This window comes from Paenibacillus sp. FSL K6-1558, assembly GCF_038002565.1.
GTDB lineage: Bacteria > Bacillota > Bacilli > Paenibacillales > Paenibacillaceae > Paenibacillus > Paenibacillus polysaccharolyticus.
On the sequence record NZ_JBBOCV010000001.1, the window covers coordinates 1,044,427 to 1,067,690 of the forward strand.

Sequence of the window (23,264 nt, forward strand, 5' to 3'; positions counted from 1 at the left end):
ACATATGAGACATCATTCAGAGGAGGAATGCAGCATGACAGCAGATCAAGTGGCTGGACGTCTGGACAGGAATCAGATGCAAGATGAACATCGTCATCTTTCTATTCAAGGGGTCATTTTTGATATGGATGGCGTTCTGATCGACAGTGAACCGATTTATTTCGAGATAGAGCGAAGTTCATTTGATCATTTTGGGGCAGCCGTGACGTTGGAAGAACATCATTCTTTTGTTGGTGTCACGTTAGAATCCATGTGGCAACATGTTATCGACAAGTATCAGGTCAAGGTGCCGCTGGAAGAGATTCTTGCGTATCATCAGCAGCATGTCATGGAAAAGATGTTAGCTCATGCCAAGCTTGTGGCTATGCCTGGGGTAGAACGGTGGATACGCTGGCTACATGAGCAACACATCCCGATTGCCGTTGCTTCCTCATCCCCTCGGGCACTCATTAATCTAATCATGGAGAAAACGGGATTGGGTGCGTTCTTTGATGTTCGCCTGACTGGTGAAGAGGTTGAACACGGCAAACCGGCTCCGGATATTTTCCTGGCCGCAGCCGAGCGAATCGGTGTATCTCCGGCGAATTGTCTGGTTATAGAGGATTCATGCAACGGGGTTCAAGCAGCCATAAGTGCAGGCATGCGCTGCATCGGCTATCATAATCCGGGGTCGGGCAATCAGAATCTGTCCAAAGCAGATGTGCAAATTTCCAGCTATGATGAGCTATGGACATTGAAAGATAAGCTGCCTTTTGAGAACGTAGCACCGGACTTACCAAGATCAGTTTAATATCATAATATCTATACTGAAAACCTGCATATTAACAAACACGAAATAATTTAATAACGCAAAACAAACACGAAGCAGCTCAATTCCAATGAATTGAAGCTGCTTCGTGTTTTGCTTGCTGCATGTTTTGTAAAGATAATAAACTTAAAATGCCGTCGGAACTAGCTTAACCCGAAATGTCCAGACTTCTGCCTAGATTGGGGTGAGGAGCCTGCGCCGACTTCAACATCTCGGCCATCTGCTGACCTTGCTGCTGTGCCATATCTTTGGTCATTGACATCACTTGCAGACTTGCCGCCTGAGCTAGCGAAGCCTGACTCTTGGCCATAGATAGTGCTGCGATATCCATGTGATCTCTCCTTCCTTATCTTCGCATGTAATTGTACTCATTATATATCGGCCAGAAGGGAAGCTATTGTTAAAAACCCGGTCAACATATCAGCAAAAAGAACAACCCAAACCGCTGTTAATCACTGAAAACAGTTGTTTGGGTTGTTACATACATTAATAACTTTCCGATGTAATCAAGTCTAGATCATTGATATGAACCTCGGGGTTCAGCACCACTTGTTGAATGATAGAAACAAAGTGTTTTTGAATCTGTTCAACCGTAGCGATGTCATATATCTTAGCATTGAACATTAATATGATTTTCATTTGCTCATGGGGTTTAATAATTAAAGTAAAATCGAAACTATTGTGTTCCGTTCCCCCAACATTCGTGATTTCAAGCGGCACTTCACCTATTTTGCCCAAATCCTCCAGCCGATCCTGTACCGGAAAATTTTGATACACGACTACATGGTTAATCAAGGCTTGTTTTTGTTTAGTCAAATTTTGAATATCATATAACGAGTACGTATCATAAGCATGTGAATCCACAGCTTGTACTTGGGTCCTTTTCATCAGTGTGATAAAGGGTTCTTCACCCTCAGCCCGAATACGAACAGGAATAGCATTGATAAATAGTCCAATCATGCTTTCAATCCCAGGAATAACTGCTGGTCTGCCCGATACAACACTGCCAAATACGACATCTTTACTTTCATTATATTGTTGCAGTAATACGCCCCACGCGGTTTGCATAAATGTATGCACCGTCACCTGTTGTTGCTCAGCAATTTGTTTCATTCTCTGAACCAGTTCCTCATCCAAATGACAGTTTAGCGTTCTGGAATCCTGTCTTTCATAGTGCGGTTTAGTTTTCCCTCCAGGTAATCTGGTTTGTCCCTCATAACCTTCTAGGTAACGACTCCAATAGGTTATCGCTCCTTCATTGTTCTGCTGCTCCAACCATTCAATGAATTCACTATAGGGTGTTAACAGGCTCATTTCAGGTTTTCGATTTTCCCGGATCGCAAAATAATTCTCGAAAATCTCTTTACTGATCAGAGACATACACCAGCCATCCATCAAAATATGATGAAAACTCCAAATGACATGATAATTTTCTAGGGCTGTTCGTATAACAGACATCCGGATTAACGAGTCTTTTTGCAAGTCAAATCCCAAAGCCTGATCCTGCTTGATGTATTGATCGATATACTCTTTACGCTGCATTTCGCTTTTGCCTGTTATATCCTCAACTTTAAATTCAAATTTCTTCTGCTCATACACAATTTGAAGAGGAATGTCCAGCATTCCCGTGTAAAAATTAGTTCTTAATATGCTATGCCTTTGCATGATTTGATCCAGGCTTTGTGCAAAAGAGGTCACATCCAAATTCCCGGCCATATCAAACAAGATTTGTACAAAGTACGCACCCGAAACAGGATTCCGCTCGCTCTCGTACAGCATTTCCTTTTGCAAAGGGGTAAGTGGATACACATTCACAATTTGACCGATACTTCGGGTATATTCGACTATCTGATCCCATTGATTTATCGTCAATCCCTTAAGTGAAAGATCACTTGGGGTGAGCTCCCTTTGTTCTTTAATGGTGCAATGCTCGATTATTTTACGAAGGTTATCCTTATAAGAATAGGCCAGTTGCTCCATCGTTTCTCGTTGATATTGCTTTTGACTATAATTGATAGTCAGTGCCAATTTCCCCTCTACAACGATGCTGTTGATATTAAGCACAAACGGTCTCTTGTTATTTTCACTGACGGAAGGTCCACTGGAATACGTTGAAAACTGAATACCAGCCTGGTCCGAATTCTGGTTTATTTGACCCATATAATTAAAACTGATTTCGGGATTTCGCTCTAATTTGTCTCCTTCAGTCCATGCTGACAAATACCTTAAGATCCCGTAACCGATCCCTTTACTCGGGACCTGGCGCAGTCCTTCCTTGACAGACTTGATTCTTTTAGATATGTCAGCTCCCGCTTCCATCCTAATCATGACTGGATACATGCTCGTAAACCATCCCACGGTACGCGTAATATCCAGCTCTGGAAGAATATCCTCCCTGCCGTGCCCTTCCAGGTTCACGACCACTTTATCCATGCCTGTCCAATCATGAACTGCCATTCCCAAAGCCGTTAGCAAAATGTCGTTAATCTCCGTATTGTACGCACGATGGGTCTGCTTTAATAACAGCTCCGTTTCCTCTGCCGTCCAATGCAAGGTAATCGTTTCGCTGTCTTTTCCAATGCTTTCTTTACAATCCATATCTTTAGGCAACGGAGTTCGCTCGACTTGATCCACAGAACACCAGTATGCATATTCCTGCTTCATCACAGGCTGAACAGCAAAGGCAGATAACTCTTCTGCCCATTGTTTATACGAAGTCGTTTTTTGAGGCAGGCAGATTTCTTCCCCTCTGTGGAACTGATCAAGCCCTGTTTGAATATCTTCATACAAAATACGCCATGACACTCCATCAATCACCAGATGATGAATGGCAATGAGCAAATGATCCCCTTCAGCGCATTGAAACAAGCCAAGTTTAATCAATGGGCCGTGAGCCAGGTCCAAGCTGCTCTGGATTTCTTTTGCTTTTATTTCAACCAAAGGTGCCGGATCCGTTACATTCGTCAGATTGAAGATATCCAAACTGTATAATCCGTCTTCTTCAGCTCCGCGGTTCCACGCTTCATATCCACCTTCTGGTACCTGACGATAAACGATGCGAAGTGCATCATGCTGCTTGACCATTTTCTTCAACATGCTGTGAATGAAGCCGATATCGAAACCATCTTTACGGAAGAACATCATTTCCTGGTTGTAATGATGTGCATCCACCATGTTTTTATCAAAGAACCAACGCTGAACAGGTGTCAGTAAGACTTCCCCTGTTACTTCCCCTTGATCATAATGAGTGTTCACAGAGGTGACGTGTTCACTTAATTCGGATACGACCGGATAGGTGAAAAAATGCTTCATTTCCACTTTATAGCCTGACTGAAGCAATCGTGATGCCACTTGAATACATTTGATCGAGTCTCCCCCAAGCTCAAAGAAATGATCTGATCTGCCGATTCTCTGAACACCAAGCACGGCTTCCCAGGCAGAGATAATCGCTTGTTCCACTGGGCTCTGCGGTGCCTCATATTCGGCTATCTGATCTACATTTTTTTGTGGTAAAGGTAATGCCTTCCGGTCAACTTTACCATTGGAAGTTAACGGAATATGATCTACATGAACAAAATAAGACGGAATCATGTAATCCGGGATTTCATGAGCTAATGCTGATCTAATCTCCTTGGCTGACAATGCACTGTTGCCTTTCCAATAAGCACATAATTGCTTGGATCCGTCCTCCTGTTCATGGGCGATTACAACCGCTTCTTGGACCGTTTCTATTTTTAAAATAGCGGTCTCCACTTCTCCCAGTTCAATTCGATAACCTCGAATTTTCACCTGCTGATCGATTCGTCCCAAATATTCAATATTTCCATCTGCCAGCCATCTGGCAGCATCTCCAGTTCGGTACATCTTTCCTTCAGTAATCCAGGCATGTTCTACGAATTTCTCTGCTGTCAACTCAGGTCGATTCAGATATCCCCTGGCCAGTCCCTCTCCCGCAACATATAACTCTCCCGGAACCCCAATCGGCTGCAGCTGTTGATGCGTGTTCAATATATAGGTCTGCAGTGTCGGGATCGGTTTACCGATGTTGCTCCTACCCGCCTGTATCTCAATTTCAGTAATTTCCTTATAGGTTACATGAACGGTTGTTTCCGTTATGCCATACATATTGATTAACTGAATAGATGGATATTTCTCTCGCCAGTTTTTTAGTAAAGCCGGATTGAGTGCTTCCCCTCCAAAAATCACTTTTCTAACATTCAATCTTTCTCCATTACTTGTTAACTCCTCCTGAAGGAGATGGTAGAAATACGTTGGCGTTTGATTCAAAATGGTTACTCGCTCATCTCTTAACAATTGTAAAAATTGCTGCGGGCTTCTAGCTGTCATTTGGGGGACGATAACCAGTTTGCCTCCATAGAGCAAAGCACCGTACATTTCCCATACGGAAAAATCAAAGCAAAAAGAGTGGAACAGCGTCCATGTATCTGATGATTGAAAATCAAATCTATTTTGACTGTTAAACAATAATCGAACCACATTTTTATGTTCAATGCATGTGCCTTTGGGTCTCCCTGTTGTTCCCGAAGTATAGATTACGTAGGCCAGCCCTGTTGGGCACACCGTTACTCCCAAGTTGGAATCATCTTCATAATCGTATAACTGATCAAGGTAGATGCGTTCTCCTGTAAAAGAGATACGCTCCTGTATATGCCGCTGCAGCAGCAATATATGCACACCCGAATCTTCGAGCATATAATTCACACGTTCCTCTGGATAATCAGGATCAATCGGTACATACGCACCGCCAGCTTTTAGAATCGCAAGCATTCCCACCACCATGTCTAACGATCGCTCAGCGATAATTCCAATTAACTGCTCTTTTTGAATCCCTCTAGCATGCAGAGTTCTTGCCAATTGATTGGCTTTTCTGTTCAGTTCCTGATAGGTGAGCTGTTGACCTTCGAACACAACCGCGATGTGTTCAGGCGTTTGTTCCACCTGTTCTTCAAACAGTCCATGAATCGTTTGGTCCATCGGATATGTGGCCTTCGAGTCATTAAAAGATTGCAATATATGCACTTTCTCCTGTGCTGTCATCGGGTCTATATCATCGATGGAGATATATGGATTCAGGACGACCTGCTCTAAAAGTTGAATGAAGTGTCCTTGGATCTGTTCTATGCTTCCCCGATCATAGACATTGGCATTGTAGTAGAACATGCATTTCATTTCTTGGTCCGGTTTGATAATTAAGTTAAAATCATAATTGGTTTGTTCGTCTGCTTCTACATTCGTAATGCGAAGAGCTGTCTGCTCTTGATCCCCAAACTGTTCCGTGATGCCTTGGACCGGATAATTCTCAAACACGAGAATGTGATCGATCAAATTTTGCTTTTGCCTGGTTTCCGCTTGAATCTCGTATAATGGATACGTTTCATGCGGATGCGAAGCGACAGCTTGCTCCTGGATCCGTTTCATCATCCCCGCGAATGTTTCGTTTCCTTGCGATTGAATTCGCACAGGGATCGTATTAATGAATAGGCCGATCATACGTTCAACACCAGCGATCCCTGCGGGTCTGCCGGATACCACACTTCCAAATACGACATCCTTACTGTTATTGTATTTCTGCAACAACATTCCCCAAGCCGTCTGCATTAGCGTGTTCAGGGTTACCTGATTCTGACTTGCAACCTGTGTGATGCGTTCAGTTAATTCCCGACTCAGTGGAAAAATTAGATTTTCGGAATGATATTCGTTGCTTTTCCGAATGCTGTGCTCTTTTGGCAAAGCGGTCTGCTCCTCATAGCCTTCCAAGTAGTCATTCCAGTATTTCAGTGATGCTTTATGATCCTGTCTATCTAGCCATTCAATATAGTGTTTGTAAGGCGAAGCTGTTTGTTGTTCACCTTGCCGTCGTTCCAGAATTGCAAAATAACCATCGAACAGCTCCTGGATCACAAGTGAAAGACACCAGCCATCCATTAAAATATGATGATAATTCCAAATGAAACGATAAGTTTGATCATCCGTCTGCAAAATCGATATCCGCATCAACACATCCTTGGACAAATCAAAACCTTTATGTTTATCTTTTCGAATATAAGCTGCCACATATGCGTCACGATCTTCTTCCTTCATTTCTCGCAAATCTTCATATAGAATCCCGTTTGGTTTATGACGGTAAACCACTTGCAGGGGACCGTGTTTCCATTGGCTATGAAAATTCGTTCTGAGAATCGAATTCCGCTCGATCAGTTGATCCAAACTTTTCGCAAATGCTTTCACGTCTAACAATCCATGAAGATCCAGTGTCGTTTGAAGCACATAAGCTTCAGAATTCGAATGCAGTAAACCATGAAATAACATTCCATTTTGCATCGGAGACAGCGCATATATGTCTTCAACTTCACCAATGAGTTCAATTTCGCGAACCAGACCTTCTAGCTCTTCAATGGTCATGCCTTTCAAGGATAGATCACTTGGTGTTAATTCCGGCTTCTCTTTGCTTAAGCAATGCTTGGTTAATTCTCGCATATGGTTCTTGAAATAGGCCCCCACTCGCCCCATCGTTTCTTTATGATATTGTGTACGGCTGAACTTCAAGGACAAGGACAATTTGCCATCCATAATCAAAGCATTAACATCGATAAGGACATTTCTTCTATGATTCTCGCTTGCTGCGGCTCCACCGGAATAAGGAGACATTTGCATCCCGCTATGTTGGAGGTCCTGATCGAATTGTCCCAAATAGTTGAAGCTAATTTCAGGATTCAAGGTAAATGGAGTCTCTTTCCGATGTGTGCTTAAATATCTTAAAATCCCGTATCCAATCCCTTTTTTAGGGATATTGCGAAGGACCTCTTTGTTGGTTCTAATGAGCAGAGATAGATTGGAATGTTCTTTCATGTTAAGCAAAACAGGGTATTGGCTTGTAAACCATCCGACCGTTCGTGTAATATCAAGATCCGGAATAATCGATTCTCTGCCATGTCCCTCTAGATTCACAAGAATTTGATCACTGCCCGTCCATTGATAAATAGACATACCTAATGCAGTAAGCAGAAGATCGGTAATCTCCGTATTATACGCACGATTTGCATGTTTCAATAGCTGTTCTGTTTCCGCTGGCGTCCATTCCAGCGTTAGTTCTTCGCTGTCTTTTTCCAGGGCATCGTTCGTTCTGAAATCGGTCGGTAATGGCGTAAAGGAGGTTTGTTCCATTTCTCTCCAGTAGTCCAATTCCTGTTTCATAACTTCGCTGTCCGCATACAACTGAAGCTGCTCCGCCCATAATTGAAACGATGCCGTTTTCTGTGGTAGCTGCATCGGTTTTTCAAGCATGAATTGTTCATAGCTCTTTGATATATCTTCAATCAGAATTCGCCATGAAACCCCGTCGATCACCAAATGATGGATCACAATCAATAGATGATCACCGTCTGCGCATTGAAATAAACACAACCTCATCAAAGGGCCGCGCTCCAAGCTGAGCAACCGTTGCAGTTCATTGGCTTTCTTCTCGATTGAATGAGATGGATCTGCTAACGACGTAAAATCCATCGTTTCAAACGTATAGAATGATTTTGGTGAGTCCAGCTCTTGATTCCACGGTTCATAACCTTGTTCGTTGTAATGATACTCCATGCGTAGTGCATCATGATGCTCAATCATTTTATCGAACACCTGGCGCAGAGCGGCCTCGTGAAAACCTTCTTGCCGATATAGCATAATGGACTGATTATAGTGATGGGGATCCACCTTGTACTGCTCAAAAAACCAATGTTGGATAGGCGTCAATAACACTTTGCCCGAAACGGTTCCCTGTTCTGATTTAATGCTTACGGGCTGAACATGCGGAATCAAGCTTGCAATGGTTGGGTTCTTAAACAGCTGTTCCATCTGTACCTGATAACCGTCCTGATATAACCTCGACGATACTTGAATGGATTTAATCGAATCCCCGCCCAGCTCGAAAAAATTATCCCGGAGTCCGATGTTTTGTACCCCCAGCACACTTTCCCAGATAGATACTAGCTGTTGTTCCATGATGGTACGCGGCGCTTCGTATTGCATTCCCTTCAGCATATGTTCTTTGGGAGAAGGCAGTGCTTTGCGATCCACCTTTCCATTGGACGTAAGCGGCATCTGATCCAGCTGTACAAAATAGGATGGAATCATGTAGCTTGGCAAATGCCAAGCTAACTCTTCCCGTAGCTCCGCAATGGTCATTGCTTCGGCTCCTACGAAATAGCCACATAATTGCTTTGTTCCCGCCTCATCTTCAATAGCGATCACGATAGCCTCTTGAATCCGGTTTATTTTTAAAAGGGCACCCTCCACTTCACCAAGTTCAATCCGGTATCCACGAATTTTCTCTTGATGGTCCATTCTTCCGATATATTCGATATTTCCATCGGGCAGCCATCTTGCAAAGTCACCCGTCTTGTACATCTTCGCTCCAGGTACAAACGGATCATCGACAAACTTCTCTGACGTCAGGTCAGGACGATTCAAGTAACCTCTGGCAATTCCCGCTCCCGCAACACATAATTCTCCCTGTACTCCAACAGGCTGCAATTCACGGCGTTCACTTAAAATGTAGACTCTATTGTTCGCAATTGGCTTTCCGATCGAGATATATTGCTCCGTCGAGTTAATCGGAAGTACGGTAGATACCACACTATTTTCAGTCGGGCCATACTCGTTACATACTTCGATCCGTGGATTAATATGTTTCAATCGATGTATTAAGGAAGGTACGATTTTCTCTCCCGCTGCGACTACATTTTTCATCGAAGCCCAATCCGCAGCTTGCGCTTGTTCCAAAAGAGTCATCAAGAAACTCGGCGGGCTTTGAATATGCGTAATGGCCTGTGTTTTGATCATCGAATTGATGGCTACCGCATCTTTACACTGCTGCCCGTTCAATACGTATACGGTTGCTCCAGAGATGATCGGGCCAAAAAAGTGAGTAATGAACGAATCAAACACAAAGGGATTCAGCATTAACACCCGGTCGTTTCCGCTAAAATGATAAAAGTCCGCTTTCCATTGCAGGGAATTTACAATGTTGGCGTGTTCAATCATGACACCTTTGGGGTTGCCCGTTGTTCCTGACGTGTAGATCATATATGCCAGGTCACTGTCACTGACCGAATACTCCAGATTCGAATGGCTGTTGCTGCGATGGGCATCATCTTCGAGAAAAACAGACGTACCCTCATATGATCCAGGTATTTGGATGTGACTGTGATGAAGCAACCAAGCCGCATTTGAGTCCTTAAGGATAAACTGGATACGATCTGCCGGATATTCCGGATCAATGGGAACGTATGCCCCCCCAGCTTTCAGAATACCCAATAATCCCACAATCATTTCCAGCGATCGTTCTGCCATAATTGCAACAAATTGCCCTGGCTGCAATCCCTTTGCTTGAAGTGTGCGAGCCAATTGATTGGACTGTTGATTTAATTCTCTGTAGGTTAATACACTGCTCTTAAATACGACTGCAGGATGATCCGGCGTCCGCTCCACCTGTTCTTCGAATAATTGATGCATTAACTTATGCTGTGGATAAACCACTTTTGTATCGTTAAAATCAAACAACAGTTTGTTCCGCTCGGAAACGGACAATAGTTCGACGCGATTTAACTCCAGATCGGGCTGGTTCAATAAGATAGCGAACAATTGATCGAGATGCTCTGCGGCTTGAACCATATAATCTCGATCATAACGCTCTGCGTCATAGGTTAATTTCAATTGAACAATCCCGTTCTCCAGGTCAAAGTGAAATAACGTGGCTGCTCTTACGTTATTTTCATCAGAAACCGTTTGAGCTTTCCCTAATGAAACCAATGTATGAATCATTGGTGCATGATTCAAATCGTAGTCAATGCTTAAACCTTCAACCATTTTTCGGAAAGAGATTCGTTGATGTTGAACAGCCTCACTGAAACTGACCTTCATTTGATTAAATATGGACTTAAAAGACATCGTATGATCGATATTATTTTTTAAGAGGAGAACCTTATTGGAGAGCGCCAGGTCACTGTTCTTCTCTTCCATCGCTCTCATGCCCATAATGATTTGGGTTTCATGGGTGTATTTATATAAAAGACACTGAACTCCGGATAATAATATCGTGTACATGGCCATGGGATTGTTTCTAGAGATAGATTTGATTTTATTAGATACTTCGACTGACAATGGCTTATACATATAATTTTGTCGGTTAGTATCGTGTGGGTGTTTGAAATCTATCTTGCAATAAGGCAAATGAACAAGAACATCTTCTTCTTCAAATCGGCTTGCCCAATACATTTCTTGTTTCTTAAATATAGACATACGGCACCCCGATCACTATTTATATTTACAGTTCATTTTAGAAAAAATCCATCTCGATCAGATTGGTCAGTGTATCCTCATTCGTGTATTCGTCAGCCAATTGGATCTCATTGATTTCTATATGAGGCTCGCGGCATATCGTTGTCAGAATCAGCAGTAAATTTTGTGACATGGCTTCAATCGTTGTTTTATCAAACAAAATCGTGCTATATTCAAAAGCGGCATCGAATTGGTGATCCGACTCAGTGACATACAGCGTTAAATCAAACTTGGATACGCGATTATTTGGAGCATAAGGCTTACAGGTGATGCCATCCATGTGAATCTCTGATGGACCTGTATTTTGTAATACAAGCATGGTGTCAAACAACGGATTCCGCCGTGCATCCTTGTTTAGATCAACTTTTTTGATTAATTCCTCAAACGGATAATCCTGATTCTCATAAGCGTTCAGCATATGTTCTTTGACTTCCAGCAGATATGCTGCAAATGTTTTATCTGCCGCAGGCTGATTTCGAACAGCTAGTGTATTCACGAACATGCCCATCACCGGCTCCAGCTCCGCATGTGTTCTTCCCGCAATCGGCATACCCACGATAATATCCTCTTGTCCACTATATTTAGACAATAAAATGGTATACGCCGCGAGCAGGATCATGTATAACGTTGCTCCTGTCTGAGTTTCCAATTTTCTCAAGCTTATGACCAGCTCTTCGTTCACATCGATATCCAATAAATCTCCCTCATAACGCGGCGATTCAGGTCTTTCATAATCTATCGGCAATTCCAATAGTGGAATCTTTTCACTGAATATCTCGAGCCAATACTGCTCCTGCTTTTTCATCCAATCACTGTGAAGTTGGAATTGCTGCCATTCCGCATAGTCCTTGTATTGAATCCGAAGAGGGGATAACTTTTCTCCGCGATAGAACTGACCGAGTTCGGTCATTAAAATCTGCACGGATAGCCCATCTGCAATAATATGGTGCAGATCCACTAACAGCACATGGCAATCCTGTCGAAGTTTAATCAGCCCTGCTCTCATAAGCGGTGCTTGTCCCAGATCGAAGGCACGAACAAATTGCTCTACCTGGTCTTCCACCTCTTCTTCCACCGCCTGAATGGATTCAATGACAAACTTCACTTCAGGATATATGATTTGTTTGGGTTCTCCGTGGATGACTTTGAAAGCAGTCCGGAGCGATTCATGACGATCTACCAACTGCTGAAAAGCTGCGTCCAATCGTGTCCGATCAAGCGCTCCTTCCAGCATAAACAGGCCTGACATGTTGTAGGTGAGCTCCTCACCGGCTTTCATGCTCATAATGTACATTCTCATTTGTGCAGAAGAAATAGGATAATATTCTTTTTCCGTCGCTTGTGCAATAGATTGGTTAACCTGCTGCTCCATCTGATTAATGTACTGGGCCATTTGTTCTATCGTCTGCCATTCAAATACGTTTCTGACTGAGATACGAACACTCAGGTTTTGATTGATTTTGTACGCCAGCTTTGTCGCGCGTAAAGAGTTGCCTCCTACATCAAAGAAACTGTCTCTGATGCTGATTTGATCTATACCAAGTACGTCCTTCCAGATGGGTAGTAACGTTTTTTCCAAGGATGTCCGGGCTTCGATATATTCACTTCCCGTTTGTATGTTTTCTAGTGGAGGAGGGAGTAAACGTCGATTAATTTTTCCATTGGAGGTCAAAGGCATATTATCGAGCTGTATAAAGTAGGCTGGAACCATATAATTGGGCAGCAGAGTAGCAAGATTTTGTTTCAACTCTCCAACGGTCTTTTCGGAGTCCGCCGTAAAGTAGGCACAAAGAGATTTGTCTCCGTTCTCATCCTCATGTGCAATCACGATGACTTCTTTCACACCCGCTACAAGTAATAATGCTGCTTCAACTTCGCCCACTTCAATTCGATAGCCTCGAATCTTAATTTGATGGTCGATTCGCCCCAAATACTCGACATTGCCATCAGGCAGCCATCTCACCAGATCTCCCGTCTTATACATCGTCGCGCCTTGGACGAAGGGATCGCGCACGAATTTTTCTGCTGTCAGTTCAGGCAAGTTCAAATATCCTCTGCCTACTCCGTCACCTGAAATGCACAATTCCCCGACAACACCCACAGGCTGTACCTTTTCATGATTGTTCAATACATACAGACGGTTATTGCCTAATGTTCGGCCAATCGGTAGATGATTTTTTCTGTTTTCTGTATCCAACTCCTCCGGAACAACATGATATGTCGCAGCATCGACACAGCATTCAGTCGGACCGTAAACGTTAATTATGGTTGGCGTCGAATGGTGGAGTGAAAATAAAGCAAGTAATTCAGCTACACTTTGCTGAGAAAGAGCCTCTCCGCCAATGAGCATATATTTTAAAGAACTTCCGTGAACGTCTCTTGCCCTGGCAAGTAATTTCAAGTGAGCGGGTGTACCGTCGGTTACCTCAATTTCATACCGCTTGTAATAATTCATTAGCTCTTGTCCATCCCCAACCGTTTCCTTGTCTACAACAAACAAGGCATGCCCTGACAGCAGCGCGCCAAAAATCTGTTTGACCGATGCATCGAAATAGTAAGGAGCTAGTAATGCAACATGCATACCGTTATGTGTTTCTTTCATAACCTGGTTGTACAGCGAGGTAACTAAATGTTGAACCTGACGATGTTCGATCATGACGCCTTTTGGCATCCCCGTTGTACCGGAAGTATAGATTACATAGGCCAGCTGGCTGGAGTCGCCTACCCGTTCTAAGTTGGACAGATTAGGTGCGTAGCTTTTTTCATCGTTTAAATCCATAACTTTTCCATCGAAAATGACCCTTTGTTTCAGATGTTCTTGTGTGACCAACACCATCGCTCCTGAATCACGCAAGATATGCTGGATACGCTCTTCAGGAGAATTCGGGTCAAGCGGTACATATGCCCCGCCCGCTTTGATAATGCCCAAGATGCCAACAATCATATCAATGGAACGGTCTGTCATAAGGCCTACGAGTTGATTCGCGCATACTCCTTCGGCTCTTAGCGTATATGCCAGCTGGTTCGCCCGTTCGTTCAATTGACGAAATGTTAATTGCTGCTGATTACCATAACGAACAGCTAATTGGTCAGGTGATCGTTCTACCTGTGCCTCGAAGCGTTCCTGAAGGGTCTGATCCCGGCAATAGTCGATTGCACTATCATTAAAATCATGTAATAGAACGTACTGCTCCTGCCTAGACAGCATTTGAATATCCGACAATACAACATCCGGTTCGATCACGATGTCTCTAAGAATATTCAGCAGATGTGTCTTCATTCGGTCGATGGTATTCCGTTCAAATAGATCTGTCTTGTAATTAAAGTGCATCTCCAGACACTCGTGATCATCTTCAACGATGAACATTAGATCGTATAATGATACGCCAACGTTGCTCTCTCTCACTTTAAAAATGCAATCTTTTTCCTGCCTTTGGTTTAACTCTGTATTTTGAAAAATATACATGGTATTAAATAATGCTGTTCCTGTCGACTCGCGATGTACGTTTAATTTTTCAACAAGATGGTCAAATAGATAGTCTTGGTTGTTCAATGCATCAAGGGATTGAATTTTGATCTCCTCGAGATAGGATCGGAACGACTTATTTGCCTTAGGCTGTGTGCGAATCGCCACCGTCTGAATAAAGACACCTACAATATGCTCGACATCTGGATGATTTCTTCCTGAGGTTGGCGTCCCTACAATAATGTCCTCTTGAGACGTATACCGATGAAGTAGCACATTGTAAGCGGCTAACAACACCATAAACAATGTGGCACCTGTCTGTTTGGCAAAACTGTTCAGAGAATCCTTCAAGTGGTGATCCAGAACAAAGGACAGTCTTGAACCAGCCGAAGTCACATAGGGTGTTCGAACAAAATCGGTAGGCAGATTCAGACTCGGTATCTCCCCACTGAATTGATCCAGCCAATATTTCTCCTGCTGCCTGTAGTTTTCACCTGTCATGTAGTCTTTCTGCCAAGCAACAAAGTCCTTGTATTCAACCTTGATTTCCGGCATGTTTCTTCCGTCATACGCATCGATAAGTTCATTCGCTAGAATACCAACGGAATACCCGTCGGATACAATATGATGCATCTCAATGAGAATTTCTGCATGATCATCGTTAACACGAATGAATTCCGCACGTATTAACGGCGCTTGGGCGCAATTAAATGGTTTGGTAAACGCCTTGATATGCTGTTCAAATGAGTCATAGCTATGCTCTGAGCGTTTCACTTGAAAATCAATAGAAGGGGCAATGGCTTGATAAAGTTCTCCTTCAACCAGATGAAAACTGGTGCGAAAAGCTTCGTGACGCTGCACGATTTGTTCTAATGCATCAATTAATCTAGCTTCATCTATGTTTCCTCTAACGGTCAGATGACCGCACATATTCTGGAACACACTATTGGGCTCGAATTGATCCAGAAAATAGATTCGTTGTTGTGCAGGAGAAGTCTCGTAAAGTTCTTTGGCCTCCAGTGGTCTAATCGGAACGAGTGGACTTACGTTCTCGTCTGTAATCAGGCTGGCGAGCTCCTTCAGATGTCTATTCTTGAATAATTGAACGATCGAAATATGTTGTGCAAACTGCTGATGGACTTTGGAGAGCATCACTGTCGCCTGGAGAGAGTTACCTCCGAGATCAAAGAAGTGATCATTTCTGCCCACTTGATCTATAGACAACACGTCCTCCCAAATCCGCGCCAGTTTTCGTTCAATATCATTGACCGGATACGCAAACTCGGCAGTACGCCTAATGCTAACAGCACGTTCCGTTTTAAACTGATTGTACATATCGTCTAATTGTACCTGTTGTTGATCTGTAAATAGTGTCAACGACGAAATCTCAGCTTCAGGGCGACTGACCATATGTTGCAGTAATCCTATAAACCCTTCAGACCACAATTTCATGATCTCATATCCAATCAGATCGGTATTGTAATCAAAATCTAGATGAAGTTCATGGCTTACATCCGTGATATTGAGAAATAAATCATATGAAATATGTTTGATCGGATACGACACAAGCTTCGTTTCAATATGATCGAATTGCAGGTGATGAAACGTTCGATCCATATTAAATAAAATGCGGGTCTCCGGTGTTCTCGTAGGGGCAAGCTGCTCGGATACAAGCGTTAATGGAACATGCTGATGTTCCATTACAATAGCGAGCCTCTCCTTAAGCTGAACAATATGGTCCGCAACAGTCTGCTCCGTTAACAAGCTATGATGAACAGGTACAATATTGACGCAGTTGCCCATCAAAGCATTTTTCCTCATATGAGACTGTCCTGCCGTAGGCACTCCAATCACAAGCTGAGATTGCCCTGTGAGCCGATGCAAATATAAATGAAATGCGGCAAACATCGTGACAAACAAACTGTTTTTATTACTTATACTCAATGTTCGCAAGGAAGCTGTTAAGGAATGATCCAGTTTCATGGAGTATCGTGCGCCGGAATATCCCTTTTGCACTTCAACGGACTGTGCCGTTGGTAGAACCGCATTCGGATAGGATAAGGAAAATTGCTTTTGCCAGAACTGAATCCCTTGGTCATACGCACCTCTGCCCTGTTCAAGCCGTTGCCAAGTTAAATACTCACGAAATGGAGTGGCTTCTGGCAATTGAACTGGAGTTCCTCGAATAAGAGAAGAATAAATCTGTTCCATTTCTTGAATAAATAAAGCAATCGACCAGCCATCTGCAATAATATGATGAAAGGTAAGCACCATAACATGTTGATCCGCTGCCTGTTTAAGCAACGTAATTCGAAACAAAGGTTCCCCGGATTGCAGATTGAATGCTTCATTTGCGTCGGTAGATAACCAAGCGGATAGTTCCTGCTCTTGCTTCTCTCCAACGTACACGGAGAAATCCAGCCATGTGCAGTGAAATTCCATTACTTCCCTGATTTGTTGTGTCTCATGATCCTCATGAATAACCGTTCGCAGAGCTTCATGACGCTGTACAATATGATTCACAGCCTGTTCCAGAGCGGACCGATTCATCTGGCCCTTCATTTTCAAAATAACACTCTGATTTAATGCCGCATTTGCATCTTCACCGTGTAGTGTAGTTAGTAATAATTGTTTTTGCTCCAAGGACAGCGGAACTTCCATAACAGGTGAAGCACTAGGAATAAAGCCCAGTTCCCGCAATTCACTGATCGTCTCTTTCACAATCTTAATGATTGTATTCATGTCATCCATGGAATGAACTGTAGATATAAAGCAGTTACGTCCTTCCCAAATATATAAACCTTTATGGATTAGATGGTAGAAAAACAACTCCATATCTCCAAAGGAAATAAATCTAAACAGTGATCCAAAGTTCACCATCTGCATAGGCACATTCGATGTTTTAAAAAACTCATTTAATTCATTAACAAGATAATCTGTTCTATCATTTAATTCTTTGTACACAGCTCCTGCTTCGGATTGAAGGTGCTGCAGTACAGCTAGCGTTACTCGCATAGTAAGCGGGTGGGTACAGAATGTTCCACCAACAAAGGTTTTTTTGTCTGCGTCGGAAGGAAAGGAAGAATCACCAAAATTCCAGATGCCTCCGTCTACAGCATTCATAAATTCAGCTTTGCCCGCAACGATGCCAATTGGCAGCCCGCCGCCAACCACTTTTCCATAGGTAACCAAATCCGCCTGAACTCCAAACCATTCCTGTGCTCCTCCCAACCCGATCCTAAATCCAGTTATGACTTCATCAAAAATAAGTGCAGTACCGGATTGCGTAGTAATCTCTCTAAGTTCATGTAAAAAAGGCGTTGGTTGCAGATCAGGTCTTCGACTCTGTACTGGCTCAACAAGCACAGCAGCCAATTCATCACCCATATGACGAATCAGTTCAAGGGTTTGCGGATGGTTATAATTCAGAATGATCAAATCTTCCATAGAACTTTGCACAATTCCAGGAGCCATGGGCAATGCAGAAGATAAAACTTCTTCGGGATTCGCTACTCCAAGTACGCCGTCATGTGTACCATGATATGATCCGGAAAATAATACAACTTTGGAACGTCCCGTTACTGCTCTTGCCAAACGCAGCGCAACCATGACAGCTTCAGTCCCTGAATTATAAAATGCGACACGCTCTACACCTGTCAGCTCTGAAATTTTCGCTGCAACATCTCCTGCCAGATCAGACATAGGGCCTAATGGGGGCATCTGTTCTTGAATGCTCTCAGCCATAATATTTTGAATAAAGGATGGATTATGACCAAATAAATTTACACCAAACCCCATCGTCAAATCCAAATATTCGTTCCCGTCTACATCCCATAACTTTGACCCAGCAGCACGTGCAGCAATGATGGGATACACCATTTCTTTCCAATAAGAACGAAATCCAGCAACATTACGATTGTTGGCATGTACATAACGGGTTAGGTCTGTTTTTAGCTTAGAGCCTTTGGTTTTAGCAGTATACTTGGCTATAAATTGTTCAATATATTGGTTCTGCAAATCAGAGAATGGACTTTCTTCTTGAATTTTCAGTGATTGATAGGGTATAAACGGCTTGATTTCCTTGGAATCGAGATTAGATGTAACACTTTCCGTTCGAATCCCCTTACTGTTTTCAATGTTTGCTTTCATATTAGGCATTTCTCTGACCTTTTTAACTTCATTAAGTTCATTAACTTCATTGAGTTCATCGTGTTTAGGATGTTTCATTTGTGAATGATTCACTTGAGCAGCTGTTTGCTCACCCAATAGCAAATTCAAGCTTTTTAATTGGGATTCCATCAGCTGAATGGCAGACATCACAATTTGGTCTGAATTCGCTAATGATCTGGCCGGATTTGTATGAGGCACCGATGCAAGATGTTGTTGTTCGGAATGTTCCTGTTCTGGCGCATCATCTAACTGTGCAGACATATCAAAACCTTTTGTATTCTCTGACACATATTGCACTAAGGAATGGATATTCGTAAGATTCTCAAAAAACATCTCCATCGGAATATCCAGGTCAAACTCGTCTAATATCTCTTTCTTGATTTGCACAAGAATGATGGAGTCCAGTCCCATCTGAAGAAAATGGGCATGTTCATCTAGTTCTGCCAGTTTCAAACCGGATGCGCGACTGATGCTTGTCTTAATTTTCAATTGCACGTCGTTTGTTTTTTCCTCCATTGAAACCCCATTCCTTTCTACCTTATGTTTTGCAGATACCGGTTGTTTAACTTCGATCCAACACCTTTTCTGCTCAAATGGATATAAAGGTAATGGAATTTTAGGGATGGTCTCGCCTTCATACAGCCTCTCCCAATCGATCATTGCCCCTTGTGTAAATAACTCACCGAATGAACGTAATGATTCTGCCTTTGTCAATGCATAGAGATGTTCGGAAGCGATTGCCCTGTCTTTTTTGGCATAACCAAAATAAACATCGGAAATCTTGTTTTCTCCTTGTGCGATTTGTTTCAATTTCCCATACAGTTCCTGTGCACTCTTTACAACGACAGCAATCCGATAATCCAGACTAGCCCTTCCCCTACTTGCTGTGTAACAGATTTGTTGAATGCTAACGTTGCTGTGCTCTTCTATATACTGGATATACATTTTGATCAGGTCATTCAGTGCCCGTTCATTAAGTACAGATAACACAAATAGGTGAGGCTCTTGGTCCGAAGTTTGTTGTATTGTCTGTGATGGAACATATTCTTCAAGAACCACATGCGCGTTTGTGCCGCTGAAGCCAAACGAGCTGACCCCGCATCGTAAAGGTCGATCTTCGTCAGTCAAAGCCATCAATTCCTGATTCACATAAAAAGGAGAAGTTTCAAATTTCAGTGCCGGATTAGGCTTGTTAAAGTGAACCAACGGTGGAATCGTCCTATGTTGTAACATGAGAACAGATTTAATTAATCCGGCGATACCGGCTGCTTCAAAGCTATGTCCTATGTTGGTTTTAGCGGAACCGATCGCACAAAATTGTTTTCGATCCGTATATTTTTCAAAAGCTTTACGTAAAGCATTAAATTCAACGGGATCACCCAATTTGGTGCCTGTTCCATGTGCTTCTATAAAATGCATTGTATCTGGAGAGATTCCAGCCTCTCTCCACGCCTGTTCAATGACATTCGTCTGTGACTCGGGATTAGGAGCTGTAATACCAACCGTTCTACCATCTTGATTAATCGCACTTCCTTTGATTACGCCATAGATATGGTCGCCGTCCTGCATGGCTTGTTGCAATGGCTTCAACATAACCGCTCCAGCACCTTCACCAAAGCCTGTACCGTTCGCATCTTCGCTAAATGTCCTTGTCAATGCATCTGGAGATTCCATATCCAGTCCGATACTGATCGGTAACAAGGCGGTTCGAATTCCTCCTGCAATAGCCATCTCACAATCTCCTGCAAGCAAACCTTTACATGCCATATGAACCGCAACAAGTGAGGAAGAACAAGCTGTATCAATTGTTAGTGCCGGACCTTTCAAATTTAAAAAGTATGCGATTCTACTTGCCAGTACAGATGGTAAATTTCCAATAATATAGTGTTTGATCTCCGAAGGATAACTTGCCGTGATAAGTCGTTCATAATCATAGCCAACTTTGGAATAACCCACATACACGCCAACATGACTTCCATTAATCCCTGTACCTGCATACCCCGCGTCTTCGATCGTATGCCATGCCGTTTGCAAAAATATTCTTTGATTTGGGTCCATAAATTGGGCAGTTCTCGGGGTTAATCCAAAGAATGAATAATCAAATTGATCGATTTGATCTAAATAACCGCCTTTGATCCATTCCAGTTGATCCGTTTCACTTCGAATTGACTGAATATAATCCGCTGCGTCTTGTATCCGATGCTCAGGATAATCCTGAATGCAGTGCTTTCCCTCTTCCATGACACGCCAAAAATCACTTGCATTTGATGCTCCAGGAAAATTCATAGACATACCGATGATGGCGATATCATTTGATGATGACTCATGTTCCCGAGCGGGATAAGCTCTTTTATTTTCACTGCGACTTCCAGCCAAATATCCTGCTAAATCCGTTATTGATGGATAGGTAAAGAGATCCGTAACGGCTAACTCTTCTCCATATTTCTCTTCGATACGTTCAGCGATCTGGGCCAGCTGCAATGAAGTTGCACCCATATCGAAATAGCTGTCCTCAACTTTAATCCTCTTCCCCACCAAAACTTCAGAAAATAGGGATATCAGTTCCCGTTCCAGGACTTGTACAGAAACAGTTTCCATTTCTTTTCCTGCATCCTTCATAAGTGCTTCTTGGATAAGTGCAGATTCTGTTGAAAACTTTCCAGCTTCGTATTGCTTGGCTAACTGATAGCGCTGAATTTTTCCACTCGTTGTTTTCGGTAATTTTTTAATAGGCAGTACTTCCTTGACGCTCCATCCTCCATGGATATATAAATGCTTTTTAATGTCTTTTACGAGTGGCAGAAAGTGTTCGATCTTTTTTTTATAAACGACAAAAACAATAATTTCTTCACTCTGACTATTCGAATCGTACACACCGCAAGCGGCAATTCTGCCGAGTTCAATCTCGTGCAATTGAATAGCTACACGCTCGATGTCATGAGGATATATATTTTTACCATTCATGAAGATAATGTCTTTCTCTCGTCCAGTGACCACAAGATTGCCGTTCATAGTGAAACCTAAATCCCCTGTAATTACCCAACCATCACGAGTAAATACGTTCTCTGTTGCCATCGGATTGTTGTAGTATCCTTGAGTGACGTTATCTCCCTGGATTTGTATCCTGCCGATAACATAATCTGGAACGGGATTCATGTCCGCATCACATATTCGGACATGACAATAGTCCACAGCCCGACCAACGACAGCAAACGATGCCACATGCTCTGCATCCTTCTCGACTTCAATGACATGCTCACCAAAATTCAGATGATCGCGGTGCACATATACCGCAGCAAATTCTTTCTCTATTGGAGGAAAGCAGACTGCCACGGATGCCTCTGCTAATCCATACACGGTAAACATAGCCGTTTTCTTCAACTGATAGGCTGATAATACATTCAGAAACTCTTGGCAAACCTCTGGTAATATAGGTTCGGCACCATTATAGATGACTCTGACACATGACAGATCCCATCCATCGGCCTTGTCTTCACGGAAAAAATTCAAAAAATACTTGTAACCAAAGTTAGGAGAGGACAGTATAGTGGCTCTATGTTGATTGACTTTTTTCATCCATAGAATTGGCTTTCGAATAAATAACTCCGTGGGGATCAGATATTGATGAATACCTGCCACGAATGGAACGAGGTGGAATCCGATCAAACCCATATCATGGGTGAGCGGCATCCAAGAGAGGAAACGATCATCCGAGCTGATTTTTGTACTATTGATTGCAGCACACGCATTGTATATCAGATTTCGATGAGTGAGCATAACACCTTTGGGATCACCGGTTGATCCAGACGAAAATTGAATAAATGCCAGGTCTTCCGGCTTGGGCTCGTTATATCTAACAACATCATACTTATATACCTGGTCATGTATTATTTCGGCTCTCTTCTCCAGCTGATGATGAAAATCTGACATTTCATGCTCTAAAGCAAATTTTTTCATTTTATCCAGCACTTTCTCAGATGCAATCATGAAAGGGTCCTTCAGCAAATCCCAAATACGGTATACTTTCATATTTTGTTCGTGATCTTCACCAATACTTACAGGTATAGGTATCATTCCACCCAATATACAAGCCCAAAATGCGACAATAAATCGTTTGTTTTCTTGAATCTGAAAAATAATCTCCTGCCCTGGTTTTATGCCGATTTCTTGTAGATATCCCAAATAACCTTTGGCTTCGTTAAATAATTGATGATAGGACATCAAAGTTTCCATTTTATCAGAATCAATAAAACGAATCCCTCGGTCTGTTATTTTACTTCTGTCGCGAATAACGTCTACGAGTGTTTGAAATCGACTGGTATACATATCTCTCCTCCAAATGAATCATCTCTATGTAACTTATCTAATTAGTTACACATATTTACTGCAAAATTTTACCATAGAAATATATGTATTTTCAAGAAAATTATTGTTACTATTTGGTAAAATGTAGTTTTTAAACAGGAACATCTT

4 protein-coding genes are annotated in these 23,264 nt (G+C 42.5%); 1 reads left to right on the top strand and 3 read right to left on the bottom strand.

Going from position 1 to position 23,264, the window contains the following annotated elements:
• Positions 1-76: 76 nt before the first annotated feature.
• Positions 77-790, top strand: a complete 714-nt coding sequence (locus MHI38_RS04385; RefSeq protein ID WP_154890652.1) for a beta-phosphoglucomutase family hydrolase — start codon at positions 77-79, stop codon at positions 788-790.
• Between the two features lie 166 nt (positions 791-956).
• Here the strand turns inward: MHI38_RS04385 and MHI38_RS04390 are convergent, their stop codons facing one another.
• The 3 genes from MHI38_RS04390 to MHI38_RS04400 form a co-directional block, all read right to left on the bottom strand.
• Positions 957-1,139 (bottom strand): YjfB family protein, encoded by a 183-nt coding sequence (locus MHI38_RS04390; protein ID WP_154890503.1) that lies wholly within the window; start codon positions 1,137-1,139, stop codon positions 957-959.
• Between the two features lie 155 nt (positions 1,140-1,294).
• A complete protein-coding gene (locus tag MHI38_RS04395; RefSeq protein ID WP_261769341.1) occupies positions 1,295-11,116 on the bottom strand; it encodes a non-ribosomal peptide synthetase in 9,822 nt (3,273 codons plus the stop codon).
• A 37-nt stretch (positions 11,117-11,153) separates the two neighbouring features.
• Positions 11,154-23,117: a non-ribosomal peptide synthetase gene (locus MHI38_RS04400; protein ID WP_154890505.1), complete on the bottom strand. Its 11,964-nt coding sequence runs from the start codon at positions 23,115-23,117 to the stop codon at positions 11,154-11,156.
• Positions 23,118-23,264: the final 147 nt, after the last annotated feature.